At 69.7% G+C, this 15,382-nt stretch carries 16 protein-coding genes and 1 riboswitch; of the genes, 5 read left to right on the top strand and 11 right to left on the bottom strand.

Translation table 11 applies throughout. From position 1 onward, the window contains the following. Positions 1-18 precede the first annotated feature (18 nt). From flgM to SF06_RS03790, 3 genes are read left to right on the top strand one after another with little or no spacing between them, the layout of a single operon-like run. Positions 19-327, top strand: coding sequence for a flagellar biosynthesis anti-sigma factor FlgM (gene flgM, locus SF06_RS03800; protein WP_027591190.1), 309 nt, complete (start codon positions 19-21; stop codon positions 325-327). A 46-nt stretch (positions 328-373) separates the two neighbouring features. Then, entirely contained in the window at positions 374-847 is a 474-nt protein-coding gene (locus SF06_RS03795; protein ID WP_027591189.1) for a flagella synthesis protein FlgN, read from the top strand. 51 nt (positions 848-898) lie between these two features. Next, a complete protein-coding gene (locus tag SF06_RS03790; protein WP_027591188.1) occupies positions 899-1,654 on the top strand; it encodes a flagellar brake protein in 756 nt (251 codons plus the stop codon). Between the two features lie 21 nt (positions 1,655-1,675). Here SF06_RS03790 and SF06_RS03785 read toward each other — a convergent pair whose 3' ends face one another. Then, positions 1,676-3,019: a glutamine synthetase family protein gene (locus tag SF06_RS03785; RefSeq protein ID WP_039560037.1), complete on the bottom strand. Its 1,344-nt coding sequence runs from the start codon at positions 3,017-3,019 to the stop codon at positions 1,676-1,678. Positions 3,020-3,215: 196 nt separating this feature from the next. Between SF06_RS03785 and SF06_RS03780 the strand changes: the two genes are divergently transcribed. Then, the gene (locus SF06_RS03780; RefSeq protein ID WP_052199700.1) at positions 3,216-3,716 is read left to right on the top strand and encodes a hypothetical protein; all 501 of its coding nucleotides are present in this window, start codon (positions 3,216-3,218) and stop codon (positions 3,714-3,716) included. Positions 3,717-3,756: 40 nt separating this feature from the next. On the opposite strand, the gene SF06_RS03775 is transcribed toward SF06_RS03780, so the two are convergent. The 10 genes from SF06_RS03775 to btuB form a co-directional block, all read right to left on the bottom strand. Further along, on the bottom strand, positions 3,757-4,812 hold the full coding sequence (locus tag SF06_RS03775) for a M48 family metallopeptidase (RefSeq protein ID WP_197058158.1): 1,056 nt from the start codon (positions 4,810-4,812) through the stop codon (positions 3,757-3,759). Next, entirely contained in the window at positions 4,809-5,846 is a 1,038-nt protein-coding gene (locus SF06_RS03770; RefSeq protein WP_027591184.1) for a YjgN family protein, read from the bottom strand. Before SF06_RS03770 ends, SF06_RS03775 begins: the two co-directional genes overlap by 4 nt. A 156-nt stretch (positions 5,847-6,002) precedes the next feature. Further along, entirely contained in the window at positions 6,003-6,518 is a 516-nt protein-coding gene (cobU, locus tag SF06_RS03765) for a bifunctional adenosylcobinamide kinase/adenosylcobinamide-phosphate guanylyltransferase (protein ID WP_039560036.1), read from the bottom strand. Between the two features lie 89 nt (positions 6,519-6,607). Next, positions 6,608-8,068, bottom strand: a complete 1,461-nt coding sequence (locus tag SF06_RS03760; RefSeq protein WP_039560035.1) for a cobyric acid synthase — start codon at positions 8,066-8,068, stop codon at positions 6,608-6,610. Next, a complete protein-coding gene (gene cobD, locus SF06_RS03755; RefSeq protein ID WP_039560034.1) occupies positions 8,056-9,048 on the bottom strand; it encodes a threonine-phosphate decarboxylase CobD in 993 nt (330 codons plus the stop codon). The genes SF06_RS03760 and cobD overlap by 13 nt, the downstream gene beginning before the upstream one ends. Beyond that, complete coding sequence (cbiB, locus tag SF06_RS03750) at positions 9,041-9,949, bottom strand: adenosylcobinamide-phosphate synthase CbiB (RefSeq protein WP_039560032.1); 909 nt, start codon at positions 9,947-9,949, stop codon at positions 9,041-9,043. Before cbiB ends, cobD begins: the two co-directional genes overlap by 8 nt. After that, the gene (locus SF06_RS03745; protein ID WP_039560031.1) at positions 9,946-11,238 is read right to left on the bottom strand and encodes a cobyrinic acid a,c-diamide synthase CobB; all 1,293 of its coding nucleotides are present in this window, start codon (positions 11,236-11,238) and stop codon (positions 9,946-9,948) included. The genes cbiB and SF06_RS03745 overlap by 4 nt, the downstream gene beginning before the upstream one ends. After that, positions 11,235-11,846: a cob(I)yrinic acid a,c-diamide adenosyltransferase gene (gene cobO, locus SF06_RS03740; protein WP_039560088.1), complete on the bottom strand. Its 612-nt coding sequence runs from the start codon at positions 11,844-11,846 to the stop codon at positions 11,235-11,237. The genes SF06_RS03745 and cobO overlap by 4 nt, the downstream gene beginning before the upstream one ends. Then, positions 11,846-12,418: a hypothetical protein gene (locus SF06_RS03735; RefSeq protein WP_039560030.1), complete on the bottom strand. Its 573-nt coding sequence runs from the start codon at positions 12,416-12,418 to the stop codon at positions 11,846-11,848. The genes cobO and SF06_RS03735 overlap by 1 nt, the downstream gene beginning before the upstream one ends. Positions 12,419-12,470: 52 nt before the next feature. Further along, positions 12,471-14,366: a TonB-dependent vitamin B12 receptor gene (gene btuB / locus SF06_RS03730; protein ID WP_039560029.1), complete on the bottom strand. Its 1,896-nt coding sequence runs from the start codon at positions 14,364-14,366 to the stop codon at positions 12,471-12,473. Between the two features lie 114 nt (positions 14,367-14,480). Next, positions 14,481-14,701, bottom strand: a riboswitch (cobalamin riboswitch). A 127-nt stretch (positions 14,702-14,828) separates the two neighbouring features. On the opposite strand from btuB, the gene SF06_RS03725 reads away from it, so the two are divergent. Beyond that, positions 14,829-15,371, top strand: coding sequence for a chalcone isomerase family protein (locus SF06_RS03725; RefSeq protein WP_052199699.1), 543 nt, complete (start codon positions 14,829-14,831; stop codon positions 15,369-15,371). The last annotated feature ends 11 nt before the right edge of the window (positions 15,372-15,382 follow it).

Genomic DNA, 15,382 nt, shown 5'->3' with positions numbered 1-15,382 from the left:
CGTTCGAGGTAGCACATCATGGTTATCGATTTTCAGCGGCCGAACAGCGCCTCCGCGCCGGCCGGCATTACCCGCAGCAACCCTGCGCAGCCCACTGCCCCGATCAGCGAAACCGCCAGCGTCGCGCCTGCGGCCGAGAGCGGCGAATCCGTGCGTTTCAGCGCGGAAGTCCAGCATTTGCAGCAGATCACCGATCAGCTGCGCGAACAGCCCGAAGTCGACGCCGCGCGAGTCGAACGCCTGCGCCAGTCCATCGCCGACGGCAGCTACCAGGTGGACAGCCAGCGCCTGGCCGGCAAGCTGCTCGCCTTCGAATCGCAACGCTGACACGCCTCACCGGGAGTAGCGGACGCCACGTCTTCCTGAGGTGCTCATGCCCGTCGCCCAACTTCTGAACAGCTTCCGTGCGGATATCGAGCAGGCGCAACGCCTGCTCGAACTGCTGGAAAGCGAGCATCACGCACTCTGTCATTGCGAACTGGCCGTGCTGGAAAGCCTGCTGGGTGATAAGACCCGCCTGCTCGACGAGCTGGACCGGCAGCGTCACCAGCGCAGCGACCTGCTGCGCGCCAGCGGCCTGAGCGCCGATCGCGCCGGCCTGGAAACGCTGGCCGCCCGCTCCTCCGACGGCGAAGCGTTGCTGGAGGCCGCCACGCAACTCGCCGAGCTGCTGGACAGCTGCCAGGGGCTCAATCAGCGCAACGGCCGGTTGATCCAGAACGGCCAGACCAATGTCGAAGGACTGCTGATGGTGGTGCGTGGCAAAAACGACGCCGCAGGGCTGTACAATCGCCTCGGTCAAAGCGCCGCCAGCATCGCCCGTCAGCGTCCCCTTTCCCAGGCCTGACCCGCCCCGTAGCACGGCGTCCCGCAGGATTGGTTTTGGAGTACGCGGACAGTGTCGAAATTCAACATCGAAGAAAAGCCTGACCAGGGGCCCGTCACCTACAGGGAGCCCATCGAAGTGGCCGGCCATCTGCGCACCCTGGCCACCCACAAGGAACGGGTCAACATCTCCTTCGATGAACTGCCGGTGACCCGCCACGGCTACACCGTGCTGCTGGCGGTGGACCGCGAACGCAAGTTGATGGCGCTCGACGAAGTGCTGCCCCTGGAAAGCGAACGCCACCTGCTTGACGGCCAGACCTTCTCCGCCGAGGGCTACCACGAAGGCGTGCGCATGGCCTGGACCAGTCGCAACTACCGGGTCAAGCGCGGCAGTCTCGAAGGGACGCCGTGCTTCTGGATCGACCTGCCCGACGAACTGGAGTACCACCAGCGCCGCGACGCCTACCGCGCACCGCTCAAGCGCACCCAGTCGCCCAACGTCAACCTGGCCGGCAGCAAGCTGTCGCCTTCGCTGGTGGGCAAGCTGCTGGACATCTCCGCCACCGGCTGCAAGGTGCAATTCCCCGGCAACCTCACCGATTACCTGCAGAGCGGCACCGTCTACGAACGCCTGAGCATCGCCCTGCCGGACGCCACTCTGGTGGTGGCCGTAGAGCTGCGCCACCTGTATTTCGACCGCAGCCGCGAATCCAGCATGGTCGGCTTGCGCTTCTACGAGATCAGCGGCTACGAACAGCGCCAGATCGAGCGCTACGTGTTCCAGTTGCAGCGCGAAAGCCGCCGTCTGGACTTCGAAGACGAGTAAAGCGCCACGCGGCGCTTTACCTCACACCCAGGGCGCCAGATGGCGCCTTTCCCACGGCGTGATCTCGTCGTAATAGCTGCCCAGCTCCATCAGCTTGGCCGCGGCATAGCACTCAATGAAATCCGCCCCGCACAGCTCGCGCGCCAGCACGCTGTGCCGCAGGCGCTCCAGCGCCGCCGACAGGGTGAACGGCAGCTGCAAGGCCGGCGGCGCCTCGAAGGCGCCCCGCGCCGGTGGCGTCGGCTCCAGACCCAGGCGCATGCCGCGCAGCCCCGCCGCCAGGCTGGCGGCGATCACCAGGTAGGGATTGGCGTCGGCGCCCGGCAAGCGGTTCTCCACCCTTCGCGCCGACGCCTCGCTGAGCGGAATGCGCAGCCCGGCGGCGCGGTTGTCGTAGCCCCAGCAGGCGTTGTTGGGCGAGGCGAAGGGATGGAACAGGCGCTGATAGGAATTCACATAGGGCGCGAACAGCAACGTGAGCTCACCCAGCGCGGCCTGCAAGCCGCCAATGAAATGCCGGAAGGCCGGGGTCTCGTTGCCCTCCTCGTCACTGAACAGGTTCGTACCATCGTCGCGGCGCACCACGCTCTGGTGCAGGTGCATGGAGCTGCCCGGCGTCTCGGCCAGCGGCTTGGCCATGCACACCGCGATCAGCCCGTGTCGCAGCGCGATCTCCCGCAGCAGGTGCTTGAACAGGAAGGTCTGGTCGGCCACCTGCAAGGCGTCGCCGTGCAGCAGGTTGATCTCGAACTGGCTGGCGCCCATCTCGTGCAGGAAGGTATCGCGCGGCAGCCCGAAGGCGCGCATGGCGGCGTACACCTCATCGAAATAGGCCTGCTGACTGTGGTTGGCGCCCACGCTGAACGCCGCCGCCGCGCCGGAAGGCCGGCCGTCCAGGCCGCACGGGGGCACGAACGGCCGCAATGGATCGGGATTGGGCTGGAACAGGAAGAACTCCAGTTCGCTGGCCACCACGGGGGACAGGCCCTCTGCGGCATAGTCATCCAGCACCCGACGCAACAGGCTGCGGCTGGACAGCGGGCAGGGCGTGCCGTCCGGTTCCTCGGCATCGCAGATCACCAGCGCGCGCGGCTGGGCGGTCCAGGGCAGGCGGTGCAGCTGGCTCAGGTCTGGCGCCAGCACCATGTCGCCATCGTCGCCGCCGTAGTAACGCGGCGGCGGGTAGCCGCCCATCACGCACTGGAACAGCACACCGCGCGCCATCTGCAGCCGCCGGCCTTCCAGGAAGCCTTCCGGGGTCATGACCTTGCCGCGCGGAACCCCATTGAGATCCGGGGTAACGCATTCCACGGCTTCGACACCCGCCAGGCGCGGGTCCAGGGAAACGGACAGGGAGGACGACATGAGCAGAAACTCGTCTGGCGCCAATCGGCGATGGGCTCACCATAGGCCGCCGCCGGCCCGCGCGCCATGCACGCCGGCACAGCGGCCGGGCATTGCCGAATCGACCGATGGTGCACGGCCTGGCGTTTTCAGGGTCGAATCAATGCGTGCGGTTCACCGTCGCATTGCCCAACCCACACCACACAGGTCGCTCGACATGAACAACATCCCTCAGGCCTTACTCTTGATCGCCACGTCGCTATCACCGGCCTGGGTCGCCGCCGCAGACCCGGCCCCTGCCCAGGACGCAGCTCCCCAGGCGCAGCAGCCAGCCGCGAACGCCCCGGACATCGGCGAGTTCGACAAACAGATGGACCGCATGCAGGAGAACCTGCAGAAAATGCAGGCCCAGATGGAGAAGATCCAGCAGACCCAGGACCCGAACGAGCGCCAGCGGCTCCTTCAGGAACACTGGAACACCCTGCACCAGAACATGCAGACGATGCGCGGAATGGGCGGCCCTGGAAGAATGGGCGGCCCCATGATGGGGGCCGGCCACCGGATGGGCTGGCAGGGATATTCGAACCTTACGCCCGAACAGCAGGCCCAGCGCCAGTACATGATGGACAGGCGCCTGGAAATGCAGCAGCAGATGATGGACCAGATGATGCTGCACCAGCAGTACCGGGGTAATACACCCGCCCAGCCAGCGCAGTGACCGGCGAGACCGGCCGGATTACCCCGGCCGGCACGTCTCCTCAGAAATCGCCCAGCAGGCGCCGGCGCTCTGCGGTCGGCGGGTGGGTGGACAGGTAGCGCGTCCAGCCGCCCGCCTCCTGCGGGCAGGGTTCCTCGTCGGGCGGGCAAGTACGCGCGGCGCGCTCCAGGCGCGCCAGGATCTCGCCGAGACGCCGGGCGTCGATGCCCTGCTCGGCCAGCAGCTCGGCGGCGAAGCGGTCGGCCTCGTGCTCGAAGTCGCGGGAATAGCCGAGCTGGGTGAGCAGCACCGGGATCGCGGCGACCAGCGACGACACCGAGGACAGGTCCCCCGTCACGGTCATCACCACCAGGCCAAGGGCCGAACCCTGCAGCGCCTGGCGCAGCCCATGGCGGCGCTCGACGTGGCCGATTTCGTGGGCCAGCACCGCCAGCAGTTCCTCGTCGTGCCCGGCCAGCGTCACCAACTGATCTGTGAACACCACCGTGCCCGACGGCAGGGCGAAGGCGTTGGCGCCGATCTGCTCGGCGGCCCTGCGGAATTCCAGGCGGATCGGCGCACCGTCACGCTGCAGCAGCGGTGCGAAGCGCTCGCGCAGGCGGGCCCGCTCATCCTCGGCCAGCTCGCTGGGAAACAGCACCTGCTGGTCGAGCACGTCCAGCACGCCCTGGCCCACCTGGCGGCTGACCGATTCGGGGAGCGCAAAGGCCACCCCCTCGGCCAGCGCCGGAATGCCGTAGCGCACCCCGCCCCAGACGAACAGCACCGTCACCAGCACACCGAGCAGCACGTAGCGCAGGCTGGATTCCAGCCGGTGCACCAGTCCGTGCCGCCGGCCGCTGCCGCTCAGCAGGCGATCGACAGCCGCGTTATCGGCCGTCTCGAAACTGCCGCCGTCGGCGAAGCGCAGCATGCGCGGGGTATTGCCCAGCCGCGAGCTGATCGCCACCGCATCCAGCGGCACGGGCCCGGCCAGCAGTTGATCGCCATCGCGTACCTGCACCGCGCCCTCCTCCACCAGCAGGCGAGCCGGGGTCGGACGGGACGAGCCCGCATAGTAGCTACCGAGGATCGGCGGGCTGGCCGAACCACTCACAGGCCGACGCCCACGTCGAACAGCTCGCCCATCTCGCCGCCCAGCGACGAGACTTCCTGCTGACGCGCGGCAACGAAGCCTTCCAGGTCATCACCCGCCTGCAGGCTCATGTGCTCGGCTGCGTAGCGGGCGTTGCGCACCTTGGCCCACGGGTAGAACAGGCCGAGGGTCAGCACCAGGCCGAGCAGGTTGCCGAGCATCAGCAGCAGGTAGCTGCCCAGGTCATAGCGCGACTGCAGGCGATTGGCGCCCAGATGCAGGTTGCCGTAGGTCAGGTTGGTCAGGCGCACGCTGATGAAGGCGAACAGCACCAGGTAGGCCGCCGTCATCAGCACCGGCATCAGCAGTGGCACGGCGGTGCCCAGCAGAACGCCCAGCAGGCCGCCGATGATGGCGATGGCCAGCACCACCAGGAACGCCATGTAGAAGGGGCCGACGCCCACTTTCAGCTCGAAGCGCGTGGTGCCGAAGCGGCTGTTGTCGGCGATGAAGCGCTGCTGGCGATGCACGGCCAGCGGAATCAGCAGGCCCAGGGTCAGCGCGCCCAGCAGCGGCCAGACCACGAAGGCCATCGCCGCGCCACCGTAGGTGCCATCGAAGCCGAAACGCACTCCGCGCCAGGCGCTGTTGTGGTTACGGAAGCTCAGGCCGCGCACCAGCATCCACGGTAGCGCCAGCAGGAACAGCGCCAGCGCCACCAGGCCGAGGGTCACCGACACCTGGTTCGCCACGCTGTAGGCCACCAGGCAGGCGAAGGCGATCACGCGGCCCTTGAGGATCGCCACCGGATTGGCCAGGTACTCGAAGCTGCTGTCATCCAGCCGGGTGTTGCCGTAGAAGTAGCGCTGGGTGCGCACCTTGGCCCAGGCCGAATAGATGCCCAGGGTGACGATGGACAGCAGGATGTTGACGATCCAGATGCGGAAGAACTCGAATCCGTTGCCATTGAATTGAAAAGGCAGGTTGCGCGCCTGCCGGCGGGCGGTTGCGCCCTCGATCCGTGCGTCCTGCGGCGCTGCCACTGCGTCCGACATCTGTCGTTCTCCTTAGAAATCGTGGGTAGAGAAGCCCTTCGGGGCTGGGTACGCGGCCGGTCCGGCCGCGACGGGTATGCATCTTAGAGAGGATGATGGCACTTTATAATCAGTGCTTGGTGTCTGACGGCCGGTTTTGCTGTCAGCGGCACACTTTCAGTCGCCCTTGAGCTCCATCGGCAGACCGGCCACCGTGAAGGTGACGCGCTGGCAGGCGGCGGCCAGCGCCTGGTGCAGCCAGCCGGCCTCGTCGACGTAGCGGCGGGTCAGTTCGCCCAGCGGCACCACCCCCAGGCCGGTTTCGTTGCTGACCAGGATGATCCGCCCCGGCAGCTCCGGCAGGGTTTCCAGCAACGCCTGGCGCTCGACGGCCAGGCGCGCAGGGTCGTCCAGCATCAGCAGATTGGTGAGCCACAGGGTCAGGCAGTCGACCAGCAGGCAGCCGTCCGGCGCCGCCTGCTCGCGCAGCACCCGGGCCAGCGCCAGCGGCTCCTCCACCAGCCCCCAGTGCTCCGGCCGGCGCGCGCGATGATGGGCGACGCGCGCGGCCATCTCGCCGTCCAGCGTCTGGCCGGTGGCGACGTAGGTCACGGCCAGGCCGCTGCCGGCGGCGCGCTGTTCGGCCAGCCGACTCTTGCCGGAGCGGGCGCCGCCGAGAATCAGTTCAAGCATCGTCAAGCCTCTCGATGGGTGAAATCCTGGGCTGGGTGGAAAACGACCGCAGGTCTTTTCCACCTTGAATTCCGGTTCGTTTCCTCACGCTACACATGCCTCAACCCACACAGCGCCCGCAGCCGGTCGGTGTCCAGGTGCGCCTCGACCAGATCGGCCAGGCGCTCGATATCGCGCTCGCGCAGCGCCGGGTAATCCACCGCCTGCACCTGAGACAGCCCGGCCCAGCGCAGCAGCGCAGCACAGGCCGCTGGCTGCTCGAACAGGCCGTGCAGGTAGGTGGCCATGATCTGCCCGTCGGCGCTCAGCGCACCGTCCGGGCGGCCGTCGTCCAGCCGCACGGCCGGCCGCCGTAGCGCCGGGCCGTGGCTGACCCCGGCATGGATTTCGTAGCCCGTGATTTCAGCCTGTTCCAGCGCCAGCACGCCGCGCACGTTGCGCAACTGCTTGTCCGCCTCCAGCACCGTGGCGAAGTCCAGCAGGCCGAGGCCGGCGCTGGAACCTGGCTCCCCTTCCAGGCCCAACGGGTCGTCGATGCGCGTGCCAAGCATCTGCAGGCCGCCGCAGATGCCCAGCAGCTTGCCGCCGTAGCGCAGGTGGCGCTGGATCGCCGCCTCCCAGCCGTGGGCGCGCAGGAACGCCAGGTCGGCGCGTACGCTCTTCGAGCCGGGGAGGATCATCAGGTCGGCCGGCGGGATCGGCTGGCCGGGACCGACGAAGCGCACGTCCACCTGCGGGTGCAGGCGCAGCGGGTCGACATCGGTGTGGTTGCTCAGGCGCGGCAGCGCCGGCACCACCACGCGCAGCGGCTCCTCGGCCTTGTCGGCCTGGCGTGCGTCCACCGCGTCCTCGGCTTCCAGGTGCAGATCCATCAGGTACGGCAGCACGCCCAGCACCGGTTTGCCGGTGTGCCGCTCCAGCCAGTCCAGGCCCGGTTGCAGCAGGCCGAGGTCGCCGCGAAAGCGGTTGATGACGAAGCCCTGCACGCGCGCCTGCTCGCCCGGCGAAAGCAGCGCCAGGGTGCCGACCAGATGGGCGAACACCCCGCCGCGGTCGATGTCGGCGACCAGGATCACCGGGCAGTCCACCGCCTCGGCGAACCCCATGTTGGCGATGTCGCCGGCGCGCAGGTTGATTTCCGCCGGCGAGCCCGCCCCCTCCACCAACACCACCGGGTAGGCGTCGCACAGCCGGCGGTGTGACGCCAGCACCGCCTGGCGGGCGATACGCTTGTAGTCGTGGTAGGCCACCGCGTGCATGTTGCCCACCGCGCGGCCGTGGATGATCACCTGCGCGCCCATGTCGGTGGTGGGCTTGAGCAGCACCGGGTTCATGTCGCTGTGCGGCGCCAGCCCACAGGCCTGGGCCTGCACCGCCTGGGCGCGGCCTATCTCGCCACCGTCGACGGTCACCGCGCTGTTGAGCGCCATGTTCTGTGGCTTGAACGGCGCCACCGCCACGCCCTGGCGCGCCAGCCAGCGGCACAATGCGGTCACCAGGGTGCTTTTGCCGGCATCGGACGTGGTGCCCTGCACCATCAGGGTGGGCATCGGGAGAACTCCTTCAAGGCGGTTTCGAGGCGTTGCCAGCCGGGCTCGTCGGGCGGCAGGCCGAAACGCAGGCTGGCCGGTTGAGCGAAGTGGCGAACGAGAATGCCCCGCCGGGCCAGAAACGCGTGCAGTTTCGCAGCGCGCGCCGTGCGGACCCACTGGAACAGCGCGCAGCCGCCACTCGGCGGCCAGCCGTGGTGGCCAAGCAACGCCGCCAGCCGGTCGCCCTGCGCGCGCAACGCGGCGGCCCGCTGCCGGCGCGCATCGGCCTGCGCCGCGTCGAGTGCCTGCACGCCCAGCACCCGCGCCGGGCCGCTGACCGTCCAGGGGCCGAGCCGCGCCCGCAGGCGGTCCAGCAGGGTCGCCTCGGCCAGCACGAAGCCGAGGCGAATGCCGGCTAGGCCGAAGAACTTGCCGAACGAGCGCAGCACGATCAGCCCCGGCCGCTGGCTGTGGGCGGCCAGGCTCAGCTCCGGCGTGCAGTCGACGAACGCCTCGTCGACCAGCAGCCAGCCGCCTCGCTTCGCCAGTCGCGCGTGCCAGTCGAGCAGCTGCGCCGGGGCGAACACCTGGCCGCTGGGGTTGTTGGGATTGGCCAGCACCAGCACTTCCAGTGCGTCGAGGCGGGCCTCGATGTCCTCGGCGGCGAGCCGGTGCAGATCGTGCCCGGTCCAGGCGTGGGCATGTTCGCCGTAGCAGGGTTCGAGCACGCCGACCCGGCACGCGGCGCGCAGGCCCGGCAGCGCCTGGATGGCCGCCTGGCTGCCGGCCACCGGCAGGGCGCGCGCGGCGCCGTAACAGGCGGCGGCGGTCTCCGCCAGGCCGTCGTCGTCCTCCGGCAGGCGCGCCCAGGCGTCGACCGGCAGCTCGCCCAGCGGCCAGGCCTGCGGCGCCAGTCCGGTGGACAGGTCCAGCCAGTCCGCCAGCGGAATGCCATGGTGCCGCGCGGCCTGGCGCAGCCGTCCGCCGTGCTCAAGCATGGAGCACGCCTCCGACGGCCAACAGCAGCGCCAGCCACAGCAGCACCCCGGCGTAGACGCGGTTCAGCGCACGTTCGATGTCTCGCGCCCGCGCCGGCGGCCCCTCGCCGAGGCGTGGGCGTTGTTCCTCGCACCCGTGGTAGCTCGCCGCGCCGCCCAGGCTGACGCCCAGCGCACCGGCGCCGGCGGCCATCACCGGGCCGGCGTTGGGGCTGTCCCACTGCGGCGCCTGACGGCGCCAGCAGCGCAGCGCCCGGCGGGTGTCACCGAGCAGCGCATAGGTGATCGCCACTAGCCGTGCCGGCACGTAGTTGAGCGCATCGTCGATGCGCGCCGCCGCCCAGCCGAAACGCCGCAGGCGCGCGGTGCGATAGCCCCACATGGCGTCCAGGGTGTTGGCCAGCCGGTAGAGCACCACCCCCGGCGCACCGCCGACCAGGAACCAGAACAGCGCGGCGAATACCGCGTCCGAACCGTTCTCCAGCACCGACTCGGTGCCAGCGCGGGCCACGCCGGCGGCGTCCAGTTGGGTAGTGTCGCGGCTGACCAGGTAGCCGACCCGCCGCCGCGCCTCGTCCAGCTGTCCCAGGCGCAGTGCCTGCGCCACCGGCAGGGCGTGCTGCGCCAGGCTGTTCAGGCCGAGGGCGAAATACAGCGCCAGCGCATCCCACCACCCGCCGAACCGCGTACCGAGCCAGCCGGCCAGCAGCACCGGCGGCAGCACCGCCAGGCACCAGCCGAGCACCCCGAGTACCCGCCCGCCGCGCCCGTCCGCGCCGTTCAGCCGGCCTTCCAGCCGCTGCGCCAGCCGGCCGAAGCCCACCAGCGGATGCCAGCGCCGCACCTCGCCGAAGCGGGCATCCAGCGCCACCCCGGCCAGCGCGCCGAGCAGCAGGCTCATGGCCGCAGCAACCCGGCTGCCGCCTGCGGGTCGGACGGCAGGTAGAAGTGGATGTAGGAGGCGGTCAGCCGGCCGAGGCGATAGACCGCCTCGGCGGTGCGCCGGTAGTTCGGGCACTCGCCGCGCGCCAGCGGCGCCAGCGCGCAATCCAGCACGGAGTGATGGAAGGTGTGCCCGCGCAAGGTGCCCTCCGGCAGCGCCGCCGCCTGCAGGGCCAGTGCCGCCAGTTTCGGCTGCAGGGTCGCCTGGCCTGGCAGCAGGCCGGCCAGCCTGGCGCTGGCGCCGTGCCGGTCGGTCAGCCGTTCGAGCAGGTAGAGCATGCCGCCGCACTCGGCGAGGATCGGCTTGCCGGCCGCGTGGTGGGCGCGGATGGCGTCCAGCATGCTGGGGTTGCCGGCCAGTTGCGCCAGGTGCAGTTCGGGGTAGCCGCCAGGCAGGTACAGGCTGTCCACCGCCGGCAGCGTGGCGTCAGCCAGCGGCGAGAAAAACGCCAGCTCGGCGCCCAGCGCGCGCAGCAGATCGAGGTTCGCCTGGTAGAGGAAGCCGAAGGCGGCGTCGCGCGCCACGCCGATACGCACCCCGGCCAGCAGGGGCTCCAGCGCCTGCGTGACCGGCGCGACGAACACCACCGGCGCGGGCAATTGCGCCCCGGCGGTGGCGGCGATGGCCTCGGCAGCGGCGTCCAGGCGCTGGTCCAGATCGGCCAGCTCCGCCGCCTGCACCAGCCCGAGGTGGCGGCTGGGCAGCTCCAGCGCGGCACTGCGCGGCAGCGCGCCGTACCAGGTGAGCCCGGCCGGCAGGCTGTCGCGCAGGATCTCGGCGTGGCGCGGGCTGCCGATCCGGTTGGCCAGCACCCCGGCGAACGGCAGGTCCGGCTGGAAGCTGGCCAGGCCGTGGGCCAGCGCGCCGAAGGTCTGCGCCATGGCGCTGCCATCGATCACCGCCAGCACCGGCACGCCGAAACGCCGCGCCAGGTCGGCGGCCGAGGGCGCGCCGTCGAACAGGCCCATCACCCCCTCGATGAGGATCAGATCGGCCTCGCCGGCCGCCTCCCAGAGCAGACGCCGCGACTCCGCTTCGCCGACCATCCACAGGTCGAGCTGGTAGACCGGCGCGCCGCTGGCGCGCTCGTGGATCATCGGGTCGAGGAAATCCGGCCCGCACTTGAACACCCGTACGCGGCGGCCGGCGCGACGATGCAGGCGCGCCAGCGCGGCGGTGACGGTGGTCTTGCCTTGCCCCGAGGCGGGGGCGGCGATCAGCAGGGCCGGGCAGCGACGGGCATTCAAAACTCGATCCCCTGCTGCGCCTTCACCCCGGCCTGGAAGGCGTGCTTGACCAGCGCCATCTCGGTCACCGTGTCGGCGGCCTCGACCAGCCCCGGCGGCGCGCCGCGCCCGGTGACCACCACGTGCTGCATCGCGGGTCGCGCCTGGATGTCGGCCAGCACCGCGTCCAGTTCCAGGTAGCCGTACTTGAGGGCGATGTTCAGCTCATCGAGCACCACCAGGGCGATGTCCGGATCGGCCAGCAACGCGCGGGCCACCGCCCAGGCCTCAGCGGCCCGGGCGATGTCGCGCTGGCGGTCCTGGGTTTCCCAGGTGAAGCCCTCGCCCATCACGTGGTAGCGCACCTGTTCGGGGAAGCGCCGGAAGAACGCCTCCTCGCCGGTACTCGCCGCACCCTTGATGAACTGCACCACGCCGACCTTCAGCCCGTGACCCAGGGCGCGGGCGACCATGCCGAAGGCCGAGCTGCTCTTGCCCTTGCCGTTGCCGGTGTGCACCAGCAGCAGGCCGTACTCGTCGCGGGCGGCGGCGATCTTCTCGTCGACCACTGCCTTCTTGCGCTGCATGCGCGCCTGGTGGCGGGCATCGCGTTCGGCGGACTCGCGCATCATGCGGACCGCCGCGCCACGCCGCGCATGCCGGTGGACAGCGCCACAAAGAGCACCGCCGCGAAGCTGACGTACATCGCCAGGCTGGACAGGTAGCGCGGGTAGTAGATCGTCAGGCGCTCGATCAGCCCGGCGAAGGTCGGCTCAGGGTAGCGACCGGAGAAGTAGTAGAAGCCGCCGCTGGAAACCAGATGGGCGACCAGGGCGCTACCGGCCACACACAGCGCCAGCCACAGCAGTTGCCGCACGCCCCGCTGCGCGCGGCTGGCGAACAGCCGGCCGCCGAACCACAGCGCGCCGTAGGCCGGCACCAGCATCCAGTAGGCCGGCGAGAGGCACCAGTCGCTCACCGTGCCGCTCCACAGGGCGCCGAAGTCCAGCGCCACTGCTTCCAGAAACAGCGCCGGGAACGCCCAGCGCGAACGCACGAACACACCAGCCAGGAAGAACACCGCCCAGGAGGCGCTGGGCAGGCTTTCCACGCTGGCGAAGTGGTGACCGCGGGTCATGGCCAGCAAGGCGGCCAGGGCCAGGCCCACGATGAGTTGGACACGGGGCGACAGATGGGGCATCTCGCTACTCCTTATTGAAGGCCCGGCAAACCCGGGCCAGGTTGGGATGGGGTCAAAGCGCCTGGTAGCGCACGCTGAACAGCACGGCACGGCCCGGCTGCTCGTAGGTCTGGGCGGTCTGGTAGTCGCGGTCGAGCAGGTTGCTGACCTTCACCTGCGCCTTCCACTCGGCACTGAGGTGGTAGTCGGCGCGCAGGTCGACCAGCGCATAGCCGGGCAGGCGCTGGTCGTCGCTGTTTTCCTCGGCATCGAAGCGGTAGCTGTTGGCAAACACCCCGGCGCCCACCCCGAAGGCGCCGAAGCGGCGCTCCAGGTCCAGGTTCAGGCTGCGCTTGGCGCGACGCGGCAGCAGGTGGCCGCGGTTCTCCGAGCTGAGGTCGCGGGGGTCGAGCAGGGTGAGGTTGCCGGTCAGCCGCCAGCCCCACAGCTCGGTGCCGGCAACGGCCTCCAGTCCGCGTATCCGCGCACTGCTGATGTTGGTTGGGCGCATCGGGCTGCGGCCCTGCCACTCGATCAGATCGTCGATCTGGTTCTCGAAGGCATGCAGGCTCCACTCGCCCCACGCCTGGCCGCCTTCCAGGCCCAGCTCGTAGCTCTGCGAGGTTTCCGGCTGCACATCCGGGTTGCCGGCGGTCGACGCGCTGGCCGGGTAGTAGAGATCGTTGAAGGTCGGTGCGCGAAAGGCGGTGCCGTAAGAGGCGCTGAGGCTCAGCGCGTCGCTGAGCGCATAGCGCCAGGCCAGGCTGCCGGTGCCGTGACCGCCGAAGAACTCGTCGCGGTCGTGGCGCAGCGCGGCCTGCAGGCCGTGGCGGCCGAAGCGCGCCTGGTACTGCGCGAACACCCCGCGATTGAAGCGCGAGTCCTCGGCGTACCGGCTGGTGGTGTCGATGCGGTCGCGCTGGTAGTCCAGCCCCAGGCTGAGCAGTTGACCGGCGCCCAGGCGGATATCGTTCTGCCAGGCGAGGCTGTCGCGCAGGGTGTCGAAGCGGGAGTACAGGCGGTCGTCCTGGAAGTTCTCGCTGCGGTCCTCGCTGTGCCCGCCTTGCAGGGTGACGTTCCAGGCCGCCAGCGGCGTGAAGCGCGCGCGCAACCCCAGCACCTGCAGATCGCCTTCGCTGTAGGCGTCGAAACCGGAGGTGCCGCGCGTGTTGCGGCTGTCGAACTCGCTGCGGTTTTCGCTCTGCAGCCAGCTGGCGTCCAGCTCCAGCCCACCGGCGAAGCGGTAGCCGCCACGCAGCGACGCCGAGTGTTCGCGGAAACCGTCGGCGTCCGGCTCGTAGGCGGCCGGCGCGGCCGGCCGGAAACTGCGGGCGTTGATGCCGTCCGTGGACTCGCTCACCAGCCCGAGGCTGAACCAGCCCGGGCCGTTGCTGCCCTGCAGTCCGGCGCTACCCCGGTAGGTGGAGCGGCTGCCGGCGCTGACGGCGAAACCCGGCGTGAGCCCGACTTCCCGGGCCTGGCGGGTGAAGATCTGAATCACCCCACCCATGGCCTCCGAGCCATACAGGCTGGAGCGCGGGCCGCGCACCACTTCGATGCGCTCGATCTGCTCGACCGGGATGTTCTGCAACGCCGCGCTGCCGGAGGTAGCGGAGCCGATCTTGATACCGTCGACCAGCACCAGCAGGTGCTTGTCGTGGGTGCCGCGCAGCGACACGGTGGTGGCCTTGCCCCTGCCGCCGTTGCTCCACACGTTGACGCCGGCCAGGCTGCGCAGCAGCTCCGGCACATCGCGCGGCTGCTGACGCTCGATGTCCTCGCGGGTGATGACGCTGCTGGAGGCGATCGCTACCGTCGCCTGCTCGGTGCGGGTGGCGGTCACCACCGACTCGGCCAGCAGCAGCGGCTCGGCGGCCAGCGCCAGGGACACACAGGAAAGAGAAAGGTAAAGCGAAACGACGCCCAGCAGCACACCGGCGGCCGGACGATCAACAGGCTTGCGAATCAAGGGATGAACTCCGTCGTGCCTACCCGCACGACTCAAGGTCGACGACCACAGACGGAGAACGAAAGATGCGGACGCGCGCCAGGGCACGCCCATCAGCCCAGCGCCCGCCGCACTGCCGTGGAAATGCGCCAGGCCGGTCTCCGGGCTTGCGAGCGGAACCCGTGGGGGTTCCCGAATACCGCGCCTTCCCATGCCGGAGCACAGTGGCCAACTGCGGTTTCCAGACTCGCCTACCGTTGCGGGGGCAGCGCCGGAATTGCCACGGTCAGAGCGTGGCGCACCGGCTTCCCTGTTTCACCCCCGCGAACGGGGGCACCTGAAGCTGGCGCGCAGGGTAGTGATCCCGGACGGCAGCGTCAATGCGCACAGCCGTTCATCGCCTGCTGGTCATCGCAAAACCTGTACATTTTTAAGTACTCGTATAGATTTATGGGCAGGTATCGACTGCTGCGGGCTCCCAAGATGATCACGCTCTCTGCACTGCGCCACATCGCCCATTCCTGTGCGCTCAGCCTGCTGCTGCTCGCCGGCGCCGCACAGGCCAGCTGGCAGGACGCCTTGCCCGAGGCGCGTCTGATCGGCGGTGGCGACCTGCGACTGTTCGGCTTCCGCATCTACACCGCGCGGCTGTGGAGTCCCACCGAGCCGTTTCGCGCCGATGCGCCGTTCGCCCTGGAACTCACCTATCACCGCAGCATCGAGCGCGACGACCTGGTCGAGGCCAGCCTCAAGGAAATCCGTCGCCTGAATGGCGATGCCATCAATGCCGCCCAGCTGCAGCGCTGGCGGGCGCAGATGCGGCGGGCGTTCGTCGATGTGCAGCCCGGCGAGCGCATCATCGGCGTACACCTGCCGGACCAGGGCGCGCGCTTCTATGCCGGCACACGCCTGCAGCACGAGATCGCCGACCCGGAATTCGCCCGCGCGTTCTTCGCCATCTGGCTCGACCCGCGCACCCGCAACCCCGAACTGCGCGCCCGCCTGCTGGGCGACGCCCGCCCCTGACCGGAGACCGC

This window comes from Pseudomonas flexibilis (assembly GCF_000802425.1).
Lineage (GTDB): Bacteria > Pseudomonadota > Gammaproteobacteria > Pseudomonadales > Pseudomonadaceae > Serpens > Serpens flexibilis.
This window is presented reverse-complemented; position numbering and strand designations above follow the sequence as displayed.